This window comes from Micromonospora sp. AMSO12t, from assembly GCF_008806585.1.
Classification (GTDB): Bacteria; Actinomycetota; Actinomycetes; order Mycobacteriales; family Micromonosporaceae; genus Micromonospora; species Micromonospora reichwaldensis.
Genome location: NZ_WAAS01000044.1, coordinates 1 through 19,038 on the forward strand (window position 1 = coordinate 1; position 19,038 = coordinate 19,038).

Consider the following 19,038-nt stretch of genomic DNA (forward strand, 5'->3'; position numbering starts at 1 on the left):
CTGCGCCCGGCCGCCCCTCCGCGTCGCCCCTCGGCTGACGGCTGGCCGGCCGTCTCGGGGCCGGCTACCCGGACGCGGGCGACAACGGGACGAATTCGCGCAAAACCGCCCGCCGGGCGACGATCTGGCGTGTGATCGCACCTAGGTGCCGTCCCACCTCCGGCGCGCGCCGCAGCCACCTCGACCGGGAGCGCGGGTGCTCGTACTGCTGATCCTCCACTTCGTGGCGGCCCTCGTCGCGCCGCTGCTCGTCCGGTGGTGGGGACCCCGCGCCTGCTACCCGCTGGCGCTGGCGCCGGCGGCGGCGTTCGGCTGGGCGCTGGCCCGCACGCCCGCCGTCCACGACGGCGGCGCGGTGGTCGAGACGTACCCGTGGATCGGCCAGCTCGGCGTCGACCTGGCGCTGCGGCTGACCACCCTGTCCTGGCTGATGACCCTGCTCGTCGGTGGCGTCGGCGCGCTGGTCCTGGTCTACAGCGCCCACTACTTCGGTCGGGAGTCCGCCGGCATGGCCCGGTTCGCGGCCGTGCTGGTGGCATTCGCGGGGGCGATGCTCGGCCTGGTCCTCGCCGACGACCTGCTGCTGCTCTACGTCTGCTGGGAACTCACCACGATCTTCTCGTACCTGCTGATCGGGCACAGCACGGAGCGGCGCTCCAGCCGGTGGGCGGCGGCGCAGGCGCTGACCGTGACCACGTTCGGCGGGCTGGCGATGCTGGTGGGCTTCATCATGCTCGGCGGGCACGCCGGCACCTACCGCTGGTCGGAGATCACGGCAGCCCCGCTGCCGGGCGGGGCGTACCTCGTCACGGCGGTCGTGCTGATCCTCACCGGGGCACTGTCCAAGTCGGCGGTGCTGCCGTTCAGCTCGTGGCTGCCGGTGGCGATGGCGGCGCCGACACCGGTGAGCGCGTACCTGCACGCCGCCGCGATGGTGAAGGCCGGCGTCTACCTGATCGCGCTGCTCGCCCCGGTGCTGGCGGCTGCCGGCCCGTGGCGGCCGGTGGTCGTGGTCGCCGGCCTGGCGACCATGCTGACCGGGGGCTGGGCGGCGCTGCGGCAGACCGACCTGAAGCTGCTGCTGGCGTACGGCACGGTCAGCCAGCTCGGCCTGATCGCGGTGGCCGTCGGGGCCGGCACCCCGGACACCGCCCTCGCCGGGGTGGCGATGCTGCTGGCGCACGCCCTGTTCAAGGCGCCGCTCTTCCTCGTCGTCGGCATCATCGACCACGGCGCCGGCACCCGCGACCTGCGGGAGCTGTCCGGGCTGGGGCGACGGGCGCCGCTGCTCGTCACCGTGACGGTGCTGGCCGCCGCCTCGATGGCCGGGCTGCCGCCGCTGGTCGGCTTCGTCGCCAAGGAGTCCGTGCTGGCCGCCTTCACCGACCGGCCCGCCGTCGTCGCCGTGCTGGTGGTGGGCACCGCGCTCACCGTCGCCTACAGCGCCCGCTTCGTCTGGGGCGCATTCGCCACCCGGCCGGGCGTGGAACCGGCCGTGCTCGGGCGGATCCCCGCGTCGATGCTCGCCCCGCCGGCCCTGTTGGCCGCCGTCGGGCTGGCCGCCGGCCCGGCCGCCGGGATCCTCGACGGCCTGCTCCGCCCGTACGCCGAGTCGTTCGGCGTCGTCGGCAAGGACCTGGCGCTCTGGCACGGCCTCAGCCCCGCGCTCGGCCTCTCCGCGCTGGCCGTGGCCGGCGGCGCGGCGCTGTTCGCGCTGCGCGGCCCGCTCGCGCCGGTGCTGGCCCGGCTGCACGTCCCGGTCAGCGGCAACCAGGGGTACGAGTGGCTCATCCGCCGATTCGACCGGCTGGCCATGAGGGTCACCGGCGCGACCCAGCGGGGCTCGCTGCCGCAGTACCTCGGCGTCATCCTGGTCGTGCTCGTCCTGGTGCCCGGCGGGGCGATGCTGGCCACCCGTCCGTGGCGGGAACGGATCGCCCTCTGGGACAGCCCGGTGCAGGTCGTGGTGGTGGCGGTGGTGACCGTCGCGGCGGTGCTGGCGGTGGGCGCCCGCCGGCGGCTGACGGCGATGCTGCTGGTGGGCATGACGGGTTACGGCACGGCGATGCTCTTCGTGGTCTACGGCGCGCCGGACCTGGCACTGACCCAGTTCCTCGTCGAGACCGCCACCATCGCGGTGTTCGTGCTGGTGCTGCGCCGGCTGCCGGAGCGGTTCTCGGCCCGCCCCAGACGCCCGAAGTGGGCGCGTCGGACGATCGGGCTGGTGGTCGGCGTGGTGGTCGGCGGGCTGGCCCTGACCGCCGCCTCGGCCAGGCGGGCGCCCACCATCTCCGCCGAGTTCCCGGACCTGGCCGTCACCCACGGCTACGGCCGCAACGTGGTCAACGTGACCCTGGTCGACATCCGGGCCTGGGACACGATGGGCGAGCTGTCGGTGCTGGTGGTGGCCGCGACCGGCGTGGCCAGCCTGGTCTTCCAGCGCTCCCGGACCGGGCCCCGCCCGCGCCGCCCGGAGCGGCCGAACCGGGTGCAGCGGCCGGGGCACCGGGTCTGGCTGCGCGGCGGGTCGACCCTGCACGAGCGGCAGCGTTCGATCGTGCTCGAGGTGGTGACCCGCCTGGTCTTCCACACGGTGGTGGTCTTCTCCCTGTTCCTGCTCTTCGCCGGCCACAACGCGCCGGGCGGCGGTTTCGCCGGCGGCCTGGTGGCGAGCCTTGCGCTGGCCGTGCGCTACCTGGCCGGCGGCCGCTACGAACTGGCCGAGGCCGCCCCGGTCGGCGCCGGCACGGTGCTCGGCGCCGGCCTCTTCGTCTCGATCGGCACCGGCGCCGTCGCCCTGTTCGCGGGCGGCACGGTGCTCGAGAGCGCCCGGATCAACCTGTGGCTGCCGGTGATCGGGGACTTCTACCTGGTCACGTCCCTCTTCTTCGACGTGGGCGTCTACCTGGTCGTGGTCGGGCTGGTGCTGGACATCCTGCGCAGCCTCGGCGCCGAGGTGGACCGGCACATCGAGGCGGCCGGCGCGTCCGGGGGCGGCCTGCGGGTCGACGGGCAGGGGGAGCGGACGTGAGGACGGGCGGCGCGGGACCGACCCTGGTGCTGGTCGTCGCCGCCGGGGTGCTGGTCGGCTGCGGGGTCACCCTGCTGCTGGAACGCAGCCTGACCCGGATCCTGCTCGGCGTCATCCTGCTCGGCAACGGGGTGAACGCGCTCATCCTGCTCGGCGGGCGCTCGGGTGCCGCCCCGGTGGCCGGCACGGCGCCCGCCGGCACCTTGAGCGACGCGCTGCCGCAGGCCATGATCCTCACCGCCATCGTGATCACCTTCGGGCTGACCGCGTTCCTGCTGGCGGTGAGCTACCGCAGCTGGTACCTCACGGGCGACGACGAGGTCCCCGACGACATCGAGGACCGGCAGATCAGGCATGCGGCCGAGCGCAGCGAACTGACCGCCGCCGACCTCGGCGGCGAGGGCCCGGACGCCGACCCCGAGCAGGTCGACCCGGAGCCGCCGCGCCGGCTCCACCGCGGGGACGGCCCCGGATGACCGGGTACGCGGGACGGGGCGCCCGATGAGCTGGCTCGTGCCGCTGCCCGTGGTGGTGCCGCTGCTGGGCGCGGCGCTGACCCTGCTGCTGGCCCGGTGGCCCGGGGCGCAACGGGTCGTCAGCGTGGCCTGCCTGACCGCCACGCTGGCGGTGGCGGCGGTGCTGCTGGTGCAGGCGTACCGGCACGGGCCGGTGGTGGTCCAGGTCGGCGGGTGGTCGGCGCCGGTGGGCATCGTGCTGGTCGCGGACCAGCTCGCCGCGTTGATGCTGGTGGTCTCCTCGGCGGTGACCCTGTGCGTGCTGCTCTACTCCGTCGGCCAGGGTCAGGGGGACTTCGGCGAGACCGTCCCGGTGACCATCTACCACCCCACCTACCTGGTGCTGACCGCCGGCGTGACCAACGCGTTCCTCGCCGGCGACCTGTTCAACCTCTTCGTCGGCTTCGAGATCCTGCTGGCCGCGAGCTTCGTGCTGATCACCCTCGGTGGCACCGAGACCCGGATCCGCACCGGCTCGACGTACGTGGTGGTCAGCATCCTGTCCTCGATGATCTTCCTCGCCTCGGTGGGGCTGGTGTACGCGGCCACCGGCACCCTGAACATGGCCCAGTTGGCGCACCGGCTGGACGCGCTGCCCGACGGCGTACGGCTGACCCTTGAGCTGATGCTGCTGCTCGCCTTCGGGGTCAAGGCGGCGGTCTTCCCGCTCTCGGCCTGGTTGCCGGACAGCTACCCGACGGCGCCGGCCCCCGTCACGGCGGTCTTCGCCGGCCTGCTCACCAAGGTCGGCGTGTACGCGATCATCCGCACCGAGACGCTGCTCTTTCCCGGCGGCCACGTCTCCGGCCTGCTGATGGTGGTGGCCGGGCTGACCATGGTGGTCGGCATCCTCGGCGCGGTCGCCCAGTCCGACATGAAGCGGCTCTTCTCGTTCACCCTGGTCAGCCACATCGGCTACATGATCTTCGGAGTGGGGCTGAGCACCGTCGCCGGGCTCTCCGGCGCGATCTTCTACGTGGTGCACCACATCACCATCCAGACCACGCTGTTCCTGGTCGCCGGCCTCGTCGAGGAGCGGGCCGGCAGCACCGACCTGCGCCGCATCGGCGGGCTGGCCCGGGCGGCCCCGCTGCTCGGCGTCCTCTTCTTCGTCCCCGCCATGAACCTCGCCGGGATTCCGCCCTTCTCCGGGTTCCTCGGCAAGCTCGGCCTGCTCCAGGCCGGCGTCGCGGCCGGCGAGCCGCTGCCCGGCGTGCTGGTCGCGGCGGGGACGGTGACGAGCCTGCTCACCCTCTACGTGGCCTCGCGGGTGTGGAACATCGCCTTCTGGCGCGCCCCCCGGCTGGCCACCACCGAGCCGGTCGTCCACCTGCCGGCGCTGATGGTCGGCGCGACGATCGCGCTGGTCGGGCTGGGGCTGGCGCTGACCGTCGTCGCCGGGCCGCTGTTCGACGTCACCGCCGACGCGGCGGTCGACCTGCGCGAGCGCACCCCGTACATCCGTTCCGTGCTGCCGGTCGGTGTCCCGTGACCCCGGCCTCCGGGGCGCCGCCGCGCGGGCGGGGGCGGCGGCGCGACCGACTGATCGCCTTCGGCTGGCTGGTGCTGGTCTGGAGCCTGCTCTGGGGGGACTTCTCGTGGGGCAACCTCGCGGGCGGGACGCTGGTGGCCGGTGCCGTGCTGCTGTTCTTCCCGCTGCCGCCGGTGAGCTTCGGCGGCCGGCTGCGCCCCGGGCCGCTGGTCGTCTTCGCGGTGCGCTTCGTCGGCGAACTGGTCAGCGCCAGCGCGCACGTCGCCCGGGTCGCGGTGCAGCCCGGCTACCGGCCCCGGGGGGCGATCATCGCGGTCCGCCTGCGGGTGCGTACCGACCTGAACCTGGCGCTCACCGCCGAGGCGATCTCGTTGGTGCCGGGCACGCTGATCGTCGAGGTGGACCGGGACGTCGGAGTCCTCTACGTGCACGTGTTCGACACCCACGGCCCGCAGGACCTGCGCGGCAGCCGGCAGCGGATCCTCGCCGTCGAGCGGCGGCTCGTCCGCGCGGTCGGCTCCGACGCCGAGGTGCGCCGGGTCAGCGCCGATCCCGTCGAGAGGGGACCCGAACCGTGATCACGTTCCTCGCCGCCACCCTCACCGTCCTGTTCTCGGTGACCGCGTTGCTGGCCCTGATCCGGCTCTACCGCGGGCCGTCGCTGATCGACCGGGTGGTCGCGGCCGACATGCTGCTCGCCACCATGGTGGGCGCGGTGGGCGCGGAGGCCGCGGTGAACCGCCACGCCACCACCCTGCCGGTGCTGGTGGCGCTGTCCATGCTCGGTTTTGTCGGGTCGGTGTCGCTGGTCCGCTTCGCCGTGCGCGAGGACGGGGAGGCCTGATGTGGGGCACGCTGGCCGACTGGCTGGGCGGCGGCTGCCTGGTGGCCGGCGCCCTGCTGAGCCTCGCCGCCGGGATCGGGGTGCTGCGCTTCCCGGGCACCCTGGACCGGATGCACGCCGCGACCAAGCCGCAGGTGCTCGGGGTGCTGCTCCTGCTGCTCGGCGTGGCGCTGCGCCTGCGTACCCCGGCCGACCTGGGCATGGTGGCGCTGGTCGGGATCTTCCAACTGGCCACCGCCCCCGTGGCGGCCCAGATGATCGGCCGGGCCGCGTACCGGGCCGGCCGGGTCGAGCCGGGTCTGCTCGACGCCGACGAGCTCGCGTCCGCCGACCGCCGTGCGGGTGGCGGGGGCGGTCCGTCCTGACCCGCGCGGACGTCGAGGGGCCTTCGGCACACCTTCAGCGGCTATCCAGCCGATCCCGATAAAATGGGCCGCATGATCGACTCTTCTGCCCAGGAGGGCAGCAGTAGCCAGCCGGGTCGTGCCCGGCGTATCCCGACCCCGACGACCCCGGGAGCCCTGAGCGACCCGTGTTGATCGTCGTTGGTCTTCTACTCATCATCGTTCTCACCGTCGCCACGGGTTACTTCGTGGCCCAGGAGTTCGGCTACGTCGCCGTGGACCGGGGCCGGCTCAAGCAGCTGGCCGACGACGGCGACAAGGCCGCCGCCCGGGCGCTGGAGGTGACCGCGAGGCTGTCGTTCATGCTCTCCGGCGCGCAGCTCGGCATCACCGTCACCGCCCTGCTGGTCGGTTACGTCGCCGAGCCCTTCCTCGGTGCCGGGCTGGCCGAGCTGCTCGGGGTGGCCGGCGTCTCCACGGCCGTCAGTTTCCCGCTCTCGGTCGCCCTGGCCCTGACCCTCGCCACCGTGGTGCAGATGGTCCTCGGCGAGCTGGCCCCGAAGAACCTCGCCATCGCCCGGCCCGAGCCCCTCGCGAAGGCCCTGAGCAGCTCCACCCTGATCTACCTCAAGGTCGCCGGTCCGCTGATCAAGCTCTTCGACCGGGCCGCGGTCCGGCTGCTGCGACGCGTCGGCATCGAGCCGATCGAGGAGCTGCCCAGCGGCGCCACCCCGCAGGACCTGGAACAGATCATCGCCGAGTCCCGCCAGGAGGGGCACCTCACCGACGAGATGTCCACGCTGCTCGACCGGGGGCTCGACTTCCGGGGGCTGACCGCGGGCGAGGTCATGGTGCCCCGCGTCGACGTGCACACCGTACGCGCGCACGAGCCGCTCAGCCGGGTGGTCGAGCTGCTCGACACCGGCAAGTCCCGCTTCCCCGTACGCGGCACCGAGGGCGTCGACGACCTCGTCGGCGTCGTCGGCATCGCCGACGTGCTCGGCGTACCCCCGGAGCGGCGCGCGAGCACCCCGGTCAGCGCGGTCGCCGGCCCTCCGCTCCTGGTGCCGGAGACACTGCCGCTGCCGACGGTGCTGGACCGGCTGCGCTCCGGCCACCGGCAGCTCGCCTGCGTGGTCGACGAGTACGGCGGCTTCGCCGGCGTGATCACGCTGGAGGACATCGCCGAGGAACTCGTCGGCCCGATCCGGGACGAGGACGACCCGCCGGAGCGCGCCCCGGCCCGCCAGGAGGACGGCTCGTGGGTGGTGCCGGCCCGCTGGCGCATCGACGAGGTGGCCGACAGCACCGGCATCTCGCTGCCCGAGGCGCCGGAGTACGACACGCTCTCCGGCCTGGTCATGCGGGAGCTGGGACGGGTCCCCGAGGTCGGTGACCGGCTGGAGATCAGCCTGCCGGCCGACGGTGAGGACGGCGCGGAGGAACCGCGCGCCCTGGTCGAGGTGCTGGCCGTCGACCGGCACGTGGCCGACTCGGTCCGACTGCGGATCGCCGAGCCCGGGGAGGTGTCCGCATGAGCCCCGGCATCGCACTCTTCACGTCGGTGATCCTGCTGGCGTTGAACGGCTTCTTCGTGGCCGCCGAGTTCGCCCTGGTGGCCAGCAAGCGTTACCGGCTGGAGCACGCGGCCGCCGGAGGCGGCCGGGCCGCCCGGGCCGCGCTCGACGGCGTACGCGAGCTGTCCCTGATGCTCGCCGGCGCGCAGCTCGGCATCACGCTCTGCACCCTGGGGCTCGGCGCGCTCGCCGAGCCGGCGATCGAGCACCTGCTGAGCCCGCTGCTGCACGCGGTCGGGCTGCCGACCGCCGCAAGTCACGTGATCGCGCTGATCTTCGCGCTGAGTCTCGTCACCTTCCTGCACCTGGTGGTCGGGGAGATGGCGCCGAAGTCCTGGGCGATCACCCACCCGGAGCGCTCGGCAGTGCTGCTGGCGCTGCCGTTCCGCGCCTTCGCGCGGGTCGCCCGCCCGTTGCTGTCGGTGATGAACGCCCTGGCCAACGCGATGCTGCGGCTGGTCAAGGTCAACCCGCAGGACCAGCTCGCCCAGGTGCACGGCCCGGACGAGCTGCGCATGCTGCTGGAGCAGTCGCGCGAGCACGGGCTGCTGGGCGCGGAGCAGCACCAGATGCTGACCAGCATGCTGGAGTTGCAGGGCACCACGGTGGCTCAGGTGATGGAGCCGTTCGACCAGATGGTGACGGTGCGCCGGGACGAGGGCGCCGACCGGATCGAGCAGGTCAGCCGGGACAGCGGCCGGTCGCGGCTGGCCGTGCTGGACGCCAACGGCGACGTCTGCGGCCTGGTCCACGTCCGGGAGGCGGTGCGGGCCACCACCACGGGGCGCGCGGTCACCGCCGGCGACCTGATGACCAACGCCCTCACCCTGCCGGCCTCGGCGTCGGTCAGCGACGCCGTGGCGGAGATGCGCGCCCGGCAGTCCCAGCTCGCGCTGGTGCGCAACGGTGGCGGGCCGACCCGGCCGGTCGGGTTCGTCGCGCTGGAGGACCTGCTGGAGGAGGTCATCGGCGAGTTCGACGACGAGACCGACCCGGTGCCGCGCGGTCGACGCATGAGGTGAAACCGGATAGGTGGCCGCTCTTCGTCGAAGTCGGGGCGGCCACCCGCCGGGTCCGCGACGATGGGGGTGGCCCCACCCGCCGGGTCGGCGACGCCAGGGGTGACCCCACGCGCGGGGTCGGCGGCCGTGGGTGGCAGGGCCGGCCCAGTCGTGGACGGGGGAGTGCCGTGCGGTTGACGGGGGTGTCGCCCGAGTCCGGCTGGACCGGACTGTCGGTGCGGACCGCCCTGGCCAACGCGAGCACCCGTCCCGGGCTGCGGCTGCCGGGGCGGGTCACCGTCGTCGCGGGCTCCACCGACGTACCCGTCCTGCACGTCCGGCTCGGCCTGGTCACCACGGCCGAGCCGGACGACCCGGAGGCGCCCCGTCGGCTGGTGCAGTTCCACCAGGCGACGGTGGCCGACGCGTTCGTGCTGCGGTCCGGGCGGGGCCGGTCGATCCCGTTCGAGTTCCCGCTGCCGTGGGAGACCCCGGTGACCGTGTTCGGCGGGGTGCCCCTGCTCAGCCTGCGGATGGGGCTGCGTACGGAGGTGGCGGTCGAGCCCCGCCTCGACCAGGGCGCGATGGTGCCGGTCTTCGTGCATCCGCTGCCCACCCAGGCGCACGTCCTGGCGGCCCTCGACACGCTCGGCTTCAGCATGCGCCAGGCCGGCCTGGTCGACGGGCGGCTGCCGGGGGTGGCGCAGACCCTGCCGCTGCACCAGCGGCTGGGCTACTGGGTGGCGCCGCTCTACGCCGGGCCGATCACCGAGCTGGAGCTGATCTTCATCGCCGAGCCGGCCGGCCTGGAGGTGATCCTCTGGCTGGACCGGCGGCTGGCCCTGGCCGGGATCACCCACCAGAGCATCAGCCGGTTCCGGGTCTGGCACGTCGGCGCCGACCAGCGGGACTGGATCGCGACCGTGGACGCCTGGCTGCGTACGGCGATCAACCGGCATGCCGCGGCCGCCGCGCACGCCGACTGGTCCGCGACCCTCTCCGGGTCGGCGCACGTCAGCCGCCCGCCGGACGAGCCGATCCACCCCGGCTTCGGCCTGGGCGGCACCGCCGGCGGAGCCGGCGTCGGCGGCTCCGGCGGCGGTGACGGCACCTGACGCTCCGGCGGCGGCGACGGCACCTGACCGGACCGGGTCAGGCGGTGGCGGTGGCGGTGGCCAGCTTGAGGCTGAAGCCCAGGAAGAGCGCGGCGACGCCCGTGGTGGCGCCGGCGGCCAGACGGTGGCGCCGACGGAACTGGGCCGCCAGGAACGTGCCCGTGAAGATCAGCGCGGTCAGGTAGAGCGCGCTGGTGACCTGGGCGATCAGCCCGAGCAGCAGGAACGACAGCGCCGGCCAGGCGTAGCCCGGGTCCACGAACTGGATGAAGAACGAGACGAAGAAGAGGATCGCCTTCGGGTTGAGCAGGCTGATCACCAGCGCCTTGCGGAAGGGGCTGCGCAGCGCCGCCGGCTCCGCGGCGTCGATGAGCCGCGGGGTGGCCGGGTCGTTGCGGGTCCGCCAGCGTCGCCACGCGCCGCGCAGCATCGTCAACCCCACATAGCCGAGGTACGCGGCGCCGGCGTACTTGATCACCAGGAAGAGCGGCGGGTACGCCTGGACCAGCGACGCCACGCCGGCGGCGGAGAGGAACATGAGTATCCCGTCGCCGACGAAGACCCCGCCGGCCGCCCGGTAGCCGGTCGCCACGCCCCGCTGCGCGGCGGTGGAGAGCACGAAGAGGGAGTTGGGCCCGGGCAGCAGAACGATCGCCACGGTGCCCAGCACGTACGTCCAGATGTCGGTGATGCCCAGCACGCCCGCCATCATGGGGCCACGGGTGCCGTCCGGCGAAGCCTTTCCCGGAGCGTGACCTGTGCGTTCGGCCACTCGTCGACGATCATCGAATACTGCACGGTGTCCCGCCAGGAGCCGTCCGGGCGGAGCCGGTGCCGCCGCAGCACCCCCTCGCGGGACGCGCCGAGGCGCTCGATGGCCCGCTGCGAGCGCTCGTTGCGGACGTCGGTGTGCCAGACCACCCGCTCCGCGCCCAGCTCCTCGAAGGCGCGGGTGAGCAGCAGCAGCTTCGCCTCGGTGTTGATCGCGGTGCGCCACCAGGGCCGGCCCAGGTAGGTGTAGCCGATCGCCACCGCCCGGCGCTCCGGGTCCACCTCGTAGAAGGAGGTGGTGCCGACCACCGCCCCGGTCACCGCGCAGCGCTGCACCCAGGGCACCCGCTCGCCCCGCCGGTGTGCGGCCAGCGCGGTGGCGATCCCGTCGGCGGTGCCGGCGACGTCGGCCGGCTGCGGGCTGCCCAGGTGCCGCCAGACCTCCGGGTCGGCGGTCGCGGCGTGCAGCTCGTCGGCGTGCGCGAGGTCGAGCGGTTCCAGCAGCACGTGCTCCCCGCGCAGCACCGCCGGGTCGAGCCACGGCGACGTCCGCTCCCGCAGGTACGCCGGCACCGGCACGCCCACCCCGGCGTCGGGCTCGGGCAGCCCGGCGGTCAGCCGCAGCGGCACCACGCCGGCCCAGTGCGGCAGGGCGAGGTCGGTCTCCTCGTCGCGTACGCCGCCGGTGCGGGCGCGCACCGACACCTCCCGCAGCGGCAGGGCCAGCACGGCCGTCTCGGCCAGCTCCCGGCGCGACGGCGGACGGCTGTCGGCGCTGCGCCCGGCGGCGGCCTTCTCCACCAGGGCGGTCAGCATCCGCAGCTTCTCCCGCTGGTCGGTGACCAGGCGGGCGGTGCCGTGGGCGACCACCGAGCGGTAGTTGGCGCTGTGGTGGAACTGCGAGCGGCCGTAGACGAGGCCGTCGAGCAGGGTGACGGCGACGCAGACCGGCAGTCCGTCGCCCCGGGCGGCGAGCAGTGGCCGGCTGCCGGTGGAGCCGTGCAGATAGAGGGTGTCGCCGACGCGGACGTGCAGGGTGGGCAGCACCCGGGGTTCGCCGTCGACGGTGAACCCGAGCGCGCAGTCGTACGCCTCGTCGAGGATCGCGTGCGCGGCGGCCTCGTCGTAGCTCATCCGTTCCCGGGAGCGGCTGGCGGTGGTCCGGTCGGTGGGTGCGTACATGGCTCGACCTTTGTTCTAGTACAATCCCTGATTTGTGTCAGCACGCTATCAGGTGGCCGGTACGACGGCCGCCGAGATTTCGGCCAGCATCGAATCGGGCATCCGCTCCGCCGCCCTCGCCCCCGGCGACGCGCTGCCCCCGGTGCGGGAGCTCGCCGCCCAACTCGCGGTGAGCCCGGCCACCGCGGCCCGGGCCTACCAGGAGCTGCGCCAGCGCGGCCTGGTGGTCACCGCCGGCCGGCACGGCACCCGGGTCCGGCCCCGGCCGCCGGTGGCGTCCCGCCGCTCCGCGCTGCGCCCGCCGACCGCCCCCGGCCTGCGTGACCTCTCCCGGGGCGAGCCGGACGTGCGGCTGCTGCCGCCCCTCGGGGCGCACCTCGCCGGCCTCGCCGCCGTCGCGGGGGAGCCGGTCGGCTACCCCGCGGCCGGGGTGCTGCCCGAACTGGCCGAGGCGGCCCGCGAGCGGCTGGCCGCCGACGGCGTACCGGCGACGGAGCTGACCGTCACCGGCGGCGCGCTGGACGGCATCGAGCGGCTGCTCGGCGCGCACCTACGCCCCGGCGACGCGGTCGCGGTCGAGGACCCGGGCTGGGCCAACCTGCTCGACCTGGTCGCCGCGCTCGGGCTGCGGCCGATCGGCGTGCCGGTCGACGACGACGGTCCGCTGGTCGCCGGGGTCGCCGCCGCGCTCGCCGCCGGCGCACGGGCGCTGATCGTGACGAGCCGGGCCCAGAACCCCACCGGCGCGGCGGTCTCCCCCGAGCGGGCCGGGGAGCTGCGCGCCCTGCTCGCCGGCCGGTCCGACCTGCTGCTGATCGAGGACGACCACGCCGCCGAGCTGGCCCGCGTACCGCTGCACCCGCTCGCCGGGGCGACCCCGGCGTGGGCCTTCGTCCGCTCGGTGAGCAAGCCGTTCGGCCCCGACCTGCGGCTGGCCGTGCTGGTCGGCGACGAGACCACCGTGGCCCGGGTGGCCGGCCGGGCCCGGGTCGGCGCCGGCTGGGTCTCCACCGTGCTGCAACGGCTCGTCCTGGCGCTCTGGCGGGACCCCGCCGTGGCTGAGCTGGTGGACCGGGCCGCCGGCAGCTACGAGCGGCGGCGCACGGGGCTGATCGACGCGCTCGCCGGCCACGGCCTGGTCGCCCACGGCCGCAGCGGCATCAACGTCTGGCTGCCGGTCGACGACGAGACCAGCGTGCTGACCGCGCTGCGCGACGCCGGCTGGGCGGTCGCGCCCGGCGCGCTGCACCGGATCGCCGGCCCGCCGGCGCTGCGGATCACCGTCAGCTCGCTCGACGAGGCGGAGATCCCGGACCTGGCCGAGGCCGTGGCCCGGGCCGTCCGGCCCACCCCCGCCGCCGGCTTCACGGCGTGAGCGGGGAGCCTGCCGCGACCCCGGACGGCCCGGGGTGGGCGACGCCGCGTCGGCACTCCGCCCACACCGTCCACTTTGTGCGCACCGGCGTGTCCCTCCCGGCGGGTCCCCGCGCGTGTTCCCTCCCGCACCGGGTAGAACAGTCGCCATGGCCGAGCAGACCGAGACCGCGCCGGGCGCGCAGAAGTTCATCCCGCCGCGCGCCGACACCCTCGACGACCTGCGCGCCGCCGCCGCCGGCTGCCGGGGCTGCGAGCTCCACCGGGACGCCTCGCAGACCGTCTTCGGTCGCGGCGACGCCGGCGCCCGGGTGGTCTTCGTCGGCGAGCAGCCCGGCGACCTGGAGGACCAGAAGGGCCTGCCGTTCGTCGGCCCCGCCGGCCGGCTGCTGCGCAGGGCGGTCGACGACGCCCGGCTCGACCCCGGCCACATCTACCTCACCAACGCCGTGAAGCACTTCCGCTTCGAGCTGCGCGGCAAGCGACGCATCCACCAGACCCCGGACCGGGTGCACGTCACCGCCTGCCGGCCCTGGCTGGTCGCCGAGTTTGCCCAGCTCCGCCCGGAGATCGTGGTGGTGCTCGGCGCCACCGCCGCAAAGGCCCTGCTCGGCCCGACGTTCCGGGTCACCCGCCAGCGCGGCGAGCTGCTGCCCTGGCCGGAGTCGGCCCAGCACCCGGAGGACTTCCGGCGGGTGCCGGTGGACTCCGCGGGCGCCGTCGCGGACGCCCCGCCGGCCCGGCTGCTGGCCACCATCCACCCGTCCGCCGTGCTGCGCGCCGACGACCAGGACAAGGCGTACGAGGGGTTGGTCGCCGACCTCACCGTGGCCGCCCGCGCCCTCGCCGGCTGACCGGCCGGTGCCCGCCGGTCGGCGGTCAGTCCGGCGTCGTGATCTTGCCGTGGACGTCCTTGGCGACGATCCGCCCGTCGCGCACCCGGTAGACGTCCAGCCCGCGCAGCACCGTACCGTCCTCGGCCGGCGCCCACGCCCACTCGCAGACCGCCCGCTCGCCGTCCGTCCACACCGCCCCCAGGGCCGGGCCTGGTCCGGGACCGAGCTGGCTGGCGAGAACCGCGCGCACCGCGTCGCGCCCCCGCACCGTGCCGGCCGGCCCGTCCCAGGCGCTGGGACAGTACGTGACGTCCTCGCTCAGGAAGCCGACGACCGCGTCGAGGTCCCCCCGCTCCCAGGCCGCGTTGAACTCCTCCACCAAGCCCCGTGCGTCGGTCACGCCCGCACAGTAACCCTCCGCCGCCCGGCTCGCGGGAGCCCCCAAGGCGAATCTTGGACAGTTGCCGTTCGCCGCGAACGGCAACTGTCCAAGATTCACCTTGAGCCCGACCGGCGGACGGCCGGTTGGGCCGCGGCAGCGTCGGTGGCGGCGTATGCAGCGTGTGTGCCGGGTGGGCGGCCCCTGGGCAGGGCGGGTGAGCGGTGCCACACTTGCCGCCATGGAGCAGCATCTCTACGAGCGCGACCACGAGGAGTTCCGCGAGCTGTGCCGCGAGTTCCTGACCCGCGAGGCGGTGCCCCACCACGAGCGCTGGGAGGCCGACGGCATCGTCGAGCGCGAGGTGTGGCGCCGGGCCGGGGCGGCTGGCCTGCTGGGCATGGACGTCGACGCGGAGTACGGCGGCGGCGGGCAGCGGGACTTCCGGTTCAACGCCGTGCTGGACGAGGAGATCGTCGCCAGCGGCTGCACGGGGCTCGGCTTCGGCCTGCACAACGACGTGGTGGCGCCGTACCTGACCGAGCTGACCACCGACGAGCAGCGCAAGCGCTGGCTGCCCGGGTTCTGCTCCGGCGACCTGGTCACCGCGATCGCGATGAGCGAGCCCGGCGCCGGCTCCGACCTGGCCGGGATCCGCACGAGCGCGGTCCGCGACGGCGACGGCTGGGTGCTCAACGGCCAGAAGACCTTCATCACCAACGGGGAGATGGCCGACCTGGTGGTCGTGGTCGTGCGTACCGCCCCGGAGCAGGGCGCGCACGGGGTGAGCCTGATCGCGGTGGAGAGCGGCACCCCCGGCTTCTCCCGAGGCCGACGGCTGGCCAAGGTCGGGCTCAAGGCCAACGACACCGCCGAGTTGTTCTTCGACGACTGCCGGGTGCCGGCGGAGAACCTGATCGGCACCGAGAACCACGGCTTCTACCACCTGATGGCCAACCTGCCCCGGGAGCGGCTCAGCATCGCGGTCGTCGCGGTGGCCGCCGCCGAGCGGCTGCTCGCCGTCACCCTCGACTACGCCCGCTCCCGGCAGGCGTTCGGCCGACCGATCGGCGCGTTCCAGCACAACCGCTTCCTGCTGGCCGAGCTGGACACCGAGGTCACCATCGCCCGTACCTTCGTCAACCACTGCGTCGCGGAGTACGGCGCCGGCCGGCTCTCGGTCACCGACGCGGCCAAGGCGAAGTGGTGGACCACCGAGCTGCAGAACAAGGTCGCCGACCGCTGCGTGCAGCTGCACGGCGGCTACGGCTACATGCTGGAGTACCCGGTGGCAAAGGCGTGGCTGGACGGGCGGGTGCAGACGATCTACGGCGGCACCACCGAGATCATGAAGGAGATCATCGGCCGGGGCCTCGGGTTGTAACGTCGACGGGCTGCCGGGTGGCGGGGCGGGTGCGCAAGGATGAGATGGCACCTCGCCCCTTACCTCGAAGGAGCCGCCATGGCCACCGACCTCGCCGCGCCGCTCGCCGCGGCCGACGTCGCGCCCATCCAGCGGCATACCCTGCGGCTGCTCTTCGTCACCCAGATCGTCGGCGGGATCGGGGTGACCATCGGCGTCGCCGTCGGGGCGCTGCTCGCCTCCGACGTCGCCGGCACCGCCGTCGCGGGCCTGGTCAGCAGCGCCGCCGTGGTGGGCGGGGCGTTGCTCGCCGTGCCGGTCACCCGGATCATGACCGTGCGTGGCCGACGGCCCGGCCTGGTCGTCGCGTACCTCACCGGCGCGGCCGGCGGCGCCCTGGTGGTCCTCGCCGCGGTGACCCGCTGGGTCCCGCTGCTCTTCCTCGGCATGCTCCTGTTCGGCGGCGGCAGCGCGGCCAACCTCCAGGCCCGCTACACGGCGGTGGACCTGGCCGAGCCGGCGCGCCGGGGCCGCCAGCTCTCGTTGATCGTCTGGGCCACCACCATCGGCGCGGTCGCCGCGCCGAACTTCGCCTCGCTCGCCGACCGCACCACCAGCGGCTGGGGGCTGCCGACGCTGGCCGGTCCGTTCGCGTTCAGCGCCGTCGCGCTCGTGCTGGCCGCCGGGGCGATCCTGGCGCTGCTGCGGCCGGACCCGCTGCTCACGGCGCGCCGGCTGGCGGCGGCCGGCACCCCGGCGGCCCCCGTCGTCGCGCCGGCGCCGACCGCCCGGCGCGGTGCGGGCATGCGGGCCGCCTGGGCGGTGGTACGCGCGCGGCCGGCCGCCCGGCTCGGCATCGTCGCGGTGGCGGTCGGCCACCTGGTCATGGTCGCGGTGATGGTGATGACCCCGGTGCGCCTGCACGAGTGGCACGACGACGCCGACGTGCTGCGGGTGGTCGGTCTCGTGCTGAGCCTGCACATCGCCGGCATGTACGCCCTCGCCCCGGTGGCGGGCTGGCTCACCGACCGGGTCGGTCGCCGGGCGGTGATCCTCGGCGGCGTCGGGCTGCTGCTCACGGCGTGCGCGGTCGCCGGCACGGCCGGGCACCACACGGCCTGGCTCTCGGTCGGGTTGTTCCTGCTCGGCCTGGGCTGGTCGGGGACCATGGTCGCGGGCTCGACGCTGCTGTCGGAGTCCGTGCCGGTGGGGATCCGGCCGAGCGTGCAGGGGCTCTCCGACCTGACCATGGGGCTCGCCGGTGCTGCCGCCGGGGCGGTCAGCGGGTTTGTCGTGGAGGCGGCCGGTTATCCGGTGCTCACCGGGCTCGCGGCGGTCGCGGTGGTGCCCCTGGTGACGCTAGCGTTGCGGCCGGTGCCGGTGGGGGCGCCGGACGAGGAGGACTGATCACGTGCGGCTGACCGACTTCTGGACCCGGCTCGAGGAGGCGTTCGGCCCCGGCTACGCGGCCAGCATCGCCCGCGACCAGGTGCTCTCCCAGCTCGGCGGGCGGACCGTCGAGCAGGCCCTGGCGTCGGGTGAGCAGACCCACGTGGTGTGGCGCGCGGTCTGCGCCGCCTATCCCGACCGGGTGCCCGCGCGACTACGCTGAGCAGCCGTTTCGCGGCTTCCGCGTGTCGCTTGTCGCCTCGTACACCTGTTCGGCTATTGTCCACAGCGGGGTGCTCGTCCACAGCTCACGGCCGGTCGGCTGGTTTTCTGTCGGACCCAGCGCCTAGCGTGTCCGCGTGACGCGAAGCTCAGGAAAGACGCCGGCGAAGGCAGGGGTGGCAAACATGGCCGCAGGGCCCGACCGGGAGAAGGCACTCGACCTTGCTCTCGCTCAGATCGACAAGCAGTTCGGCAAGGGTTCGGTGATGCGGCTGGGAGAGCGTCCGGTCGTTCAGACCTCGGTGATTCCGACGGGTTCGATCGCGCTCGACGTGGCGCTCGGCGTGGGCGGTCTGCCCCGGGGCCGGGTCGTCGAGATCTACGGCCCGGAGTCCAGCGGTAAGACCACGGTGGCCCTGCACGCGGTGGCCAACGCCCAGCGGGCCGGCGGCATCGCCGCCTTCGTCGACGCCGAGCACGCGCTCGACCCGGAATACGCCAAGGCCCTCGGCGTCGACACCGACTCCCTGCTGGTCTCCCAGCCAGACACCGGCGAGCAGGCGCTGGAGATCGTGGACATGCTGGTCCGCTCCGGCGCGATCGACATCATCGTGATCGACTCGGTGGCGGCCCTGGTGCCGCGCGCCGAGATCGAGGGCGAGATGGGCGACAGCCACGTGGGCCTCCAGGCCCGGCTGATGAGCCAGGCGCTGCGGAAGATCACCGGTGTGCTCAACAACACCGGCACCACGGCGATCTTCATCAACCAGCTCCGCGAGAAGATCGGCGTGATGTTCGGCAGCCCCGAGACCACCACGGGCGGCCGGGCGCTGAAGTTCTACGCCTCGGTCCGGCTCGACGTGCGCCGCATCGAGAGCCTCAAGGACGGCACCGACGTGGTCGGCAACCGCACCCGGTGCAAGGTCGTGAAGAACAAGGTCGCGGCGCCGTTCAAGCAGGCCGAGTTCGACATCATGTACGGCAAGGGCATCTCCCGCGAGGGCTCGCTGATCGACGTGGGCGTCGAGCAGGCGATCATCCGCAAGTCCGGCGCCTGGTACACGTACGACGGCGACCAGCTCGGCCAGGGTGCCGGGCCGAGCTGGCCGGGGCGCTGGCGAAGCGAGGCGTCTCCGACGAGGTCTCGGCGGAGGTGCTCGACCGCTACGACGAGGTCGGCATCATCGATGACGCCGCCTTCGCCCGGGCCTGGGTGTCGAGCCGGCACTCCGGCCGGGGTCTGTCCCGCCGTGCGCTCGCCAACGAGCTGCGCCAGCGCGGGGTGGACGGCGAGGTCGCGAGCGAGGCGCTCGGGGAGCTGGACGAGGAGACCGAGGCCGAGACCGCCCGCGCCCTGGTCGAGCGGAAGCTGCGCACCGCCCGGGGCGAGCCGGACGCGGTCTTCCGACGGCTGGTGGCCATGCTGGCCCGCAAGGGCTACCCGCCGGGCGTGGCGATCCGGGCGGTGAAGGACGCGCTCGCGGCGCAGAGCGCCGAGGCGGCCGAGTTCGCCGAGCAGATCGACGCGGACGCGCTCGCCGACGCCGAGGGCGAGCTGGACCGGGACAACCGCTCCCCCGGGTGAGCGGAGCGCCGGCCCGCG

The 19,038-nt window shown here is 74.3% G+C and carries 18 protein-coding genes and 1 pseudogene; 16 read left to right on the forward strand and 3 right to left on the reverse strand.

What is annotated here, in order from left to right; genetic code table 11:
* The first annotated feature begins 196 nt into the window (after positions 1-196).
* The 9 genes from F6X68_RS09625 to F6X68_RS09665 all read left to right on the forward strand — a co-directional run bounded on the left by F6X68_RS09625 (position 197) and on the right by F6X68_RS09665 (position 9,919).
* Complete coding sequence (locus tag F6X68_RS09625) at positions 197-3,031, forward strand: Na+/H+ antiporter subunit A (RefSeq protein ID WP_151453927.1); 2,835 nt, start codon at positions 197-199, stop codon at positions 3,029-3,031.
* Positions 3,028-3,507: a Na(+)/H(+) antiporter subunit C gene (locus F6X68_RS09630; RefSeq protein WP_151453928.1), complete on the forward strand. Its 480-nt coding sequence runs from the start codon at positions 3,028-3,030 to the stop codon at positions 3,505-3,507. Before F6X68_RS09625 ends, F6X68_RS09630 begins: the two co-directional genes overlap by 4 nt.
* 25 nt (positions 3,508-3,532) lie before the next feature.
* Positions 3,533-5,038 carry a Na+/H+ antiporter subunit D gene (locus tag F6X68_RS09635; protein WP_151453929.1) on the forward strand — a complete coding sequence of 502 codons (1,506 nt, stop codon included), beginning with the start codon at positions 3,533-3,535 and terminating at the stop codon, positions 5,036-5,038.
* Positions 5,035-5,616, forward strand: a complete 582-nt coding sequence (locus tag F6X68_RS09640) for a Na+/H+ antiporter subunit E (RefSeq protein ID WP_151453930.1) — start codon at positions 5,035-5,037, stop codon at positions 5,614-5,616. The genes F6X68_RS09635 and F6X68_RS09640 overlap by 4 nt, the downstream gene beginning before the upstream one ends.
* Entirely contained in the window at positions 5,613-5,882 is a 270-nt protein-coding gene (locus tag F6X68_RS09645; RefSeq protein WP_151453931.1) for a monovalent cation/H+ antiporter complex subunit F, read from the forward strand. The genes F6X68_RS09640 and F6X68_RS09645 overlap by 4 nt, the downstream gene beginning before the upstream one ends.
* Entirely contained in the window at positions 5,882-6,247 is a 366-nt protein-coding gene (mnhG, locus tag F6X68_RS09650; RefSeq protein WP_151453932.1) for a monovalent cation/H(+) antiporter subunit G, read from the forward strand. Before F6X68_RS09645 ends, mnhG begins: the two co-directional genes overlap by 1 nt.
* A 167-nt stretch (positions 6,248-6,414) precedes the next feature.
* Positions 6,415-7,764 carry a hemolysin family protein gene (locus tag F6X68_RS09655; RefSeq protein WP_151453933.1) on the forward strand — a complete coding sequence of 450 codons (1,350 nt, stop codon included), beginning with the start codon at positions 6,415-6,417 and terminating at the stop codon, positions 7,762-7,764.
* Complete coding sequence (locus F6X68_RS09660) at positions 7,761-8,825, forward strand: hemolysin family protein (protein ID WP_151453934.1); 1,065 nt, start codon at positions 7,761-7,763, stop codon at positions 8,823-8,825. Before F6X68_RS09655 ends, F6X68_RS09660 begins: the two co-directional genes overlap by 4 nt.
* Before the next feature lie 167 nt (positions 8,826-8,992).
* Complete coding sequence (locus F6X68_RS09665; protein WP_151453935.1) at positions 8,993-9,919, forward strand: sporulation protein; 927 nt, start codon at positions 8,993-8,995, stop codon at positions 9,917-9,919.
* 37 nt (positions 9,920-9,956) lie between these two features.
* Here the strand turns inward: F6X68_RS09665 and leuE are convergent, their stop codons facing one another.
* The gene (gene leuE, locus F6X68_RS09670) at positions 9,957-10,631 is read right to left on the reverse strand and encodes a leucine efflux protein LeuE (protein ID WP_151453936.1); all 675 of its coding nucleotides are present in this window, start codon (positions 10,629-10,631) and stop codon (positions 9,957-9,959) included.
* A complete protein-coding gene (locus F6X68_RS09675) occupies positions 10,628-11,872 on the reverse strand; it encodes a bifunctional pyridoxamine 5'-phosphate oxidase family protein/GNAT family N-acetyltransferase (RefSeq protein ID WP_151453937.1) in 1,245 nt (414 codons plus the stop codon). Before F6X68_RS09675 ends, leuE begins: the two co-directional genes overlap by 4 nt.
* 34 nt (positions 11,873-11,906) lie before the next feature.
* Between F6X68_RS09675 and F6X68_RS09680 the strand changes: the two genes are divergently transcribed.
* Both F6X68_RS09680 and F6X68_RS09685 read left to right on the forward strand, forming a co-directional pair.
* Positions 11,907-13,247: an aminotransferase class I/II-fold pyridoxal phosphate-dependent enzyme gene (locus F6X68_RS09680; protein WP_151453938.1), complete on the forward strand. Its 1,341-nt coding sequence runs from the start codon at positions 11,907-11,909 to the stop codon at positions 13,245-13,247.
* A 148-nt stretch (positions 13,248-13,395) separates the two neighbouring features.
* Complete coding sequence (locus tag F6X68_RS09685) at positions 13,396-14,100, forward strand: UdgX family uracil-DNA binding protein (RefSeq protein ID WP_151453939.1); 705 nt, start codon at positions 13,396-13,398, stop codon at positions 14,098-14,100.
* A gap of 25 nt (positions 14,101-14,125) precedes the next feature.
* Here F6X68_RS09685 and F6X68_RS09690 read toward each other — a convergent pair whose 3' ends face one another.
* On the reverse strand, positions 14,126-14,482 hold the full coding sequence (locus F6X68_RS09690; protein WP_151453940.1) for a nuclear transport factor 2 family protein: 357 nt from the start codon (positions 14,480-14,482) through the stop codon (positions 14,126-14,128).
* Between the two features lie 220 nt (positions 14,483-14,702).
* Here F6X68_RS09690 and F6X68_RS09695 point away from each other — a divergent pair, with 220 nt between their 5' ends.
* From F6X68_RS09695 to F6X68_RS09715, 5 genes and pseudogenes are all read left to right on the forward strand, one after another.
* A complete protein-coding gene (locus F6X68_RS09695; protein ID WP_151453941.1) occupies positions 14,703-15,845 on the forward strand; it encodes an acyl-CoA dehydrogenase family protein in 1,143 nt (380 codons plus the stop codon).
* Positions 15,846-15,923: 78 nt separating this feature from the next.
* On the forward strand, positions 15,924-17,231 hold the full coding sequence (locus tag F6X68_RS09700; RefSeq protein ID WP_151453942.1) for an MFS transporter: 1,308 nt from the start codon (positions 15,924-15,926) through the stop codon (positions 17,229-17,231).
* Positions 17,232-17,235: 4 nt separating this feature from the next.
* Positions 17,236-17,436, forward strand: coding sequence for a DUF3046 domain-containing protein (locus F6X68_RS09705; RefSeq protein ID WP_151453943.1), 201 nt, complete (start codon positions 17,236-17,238; stop codon positions 17,434-17,436).
* Between the two features lie 184 nt (positions 17,437-17,620).
* Positions 17,621-18,526: pseudogene (recA, locus tag F6X68_RS09710) on the forward strand (recombinase RecA); the annotation flags it as partial.
* Positions 18,490-19,020, forward strand: coding sequence for a regulatory protein RecX (locus tag F6X68_RS09715; RefSeq protein WP_151453958.1), 531 nt, complete (start codon positions 18,490-18,492; stop codon positions 19,018-19,020). The pseudogene recA and the gene F6X68_RS09715, both read left to right, overlap by 37 nt.
* Positions 19,021-19,038: the final 18 nt, after the last annotated feature.

Coding starts and splice junctions, on each gene's coding strand:
- F6X68_RS09660 (WP_151453934.1), top strand. CDS start 7,761: ATGAGCCCCGGCATCGCACTCTTCACGTCGGTGATCCTGCTGGCGTTG.
- mnhG (WP_151453932.1), top strand. CDS start 5,882: ATGTGGGGCACGCTGGCCGACTGGCTGGGCGGCGGCTGCCTGGTGGCC.
- F6X68_RS09700 (WP_151453942.1), top strand. CDS start 15,924: ATGGCCACCGACCTCGCCGCGCCGCTCGCCGCGGCCGACGTCGCGCCC.
- leuE (WP_151453936.1), bottom strand. CDS start 10,631: ATGATGGCGGGCGTGCTGGGCATCACCGACATCTGGACGTACGTGCTG.
- F6X68_RS09635 (WP_151453929.1), top strand. CDS start 3,533: ATGAGCTGGCTCGTGCCGCTGCCCGTGGTGGTGCCGCTGCTGGGCGCG.
- F6X68_RS09685 (WP_151453939.1), top strand. CDS start 13,396: ATGGCCGAGCAGACCGAGACCGCGCCGGGCGCGCAGAAGTTCATCCCG.
- F6X68_RS09695 (WP_151453941.1), top strand. CDS start 14,703: ATGGAGCAGCATCTCTACGAGCGCGACCACGAGGAGTTCCGCGAGCTG.
- F6X68_RS09675 (WP_151453937.1), bottom strand. CDS start 11,872: ATGTACGCACCCACCGACCGGACCACCGCCAGCCGCTCCCGGGAACGG.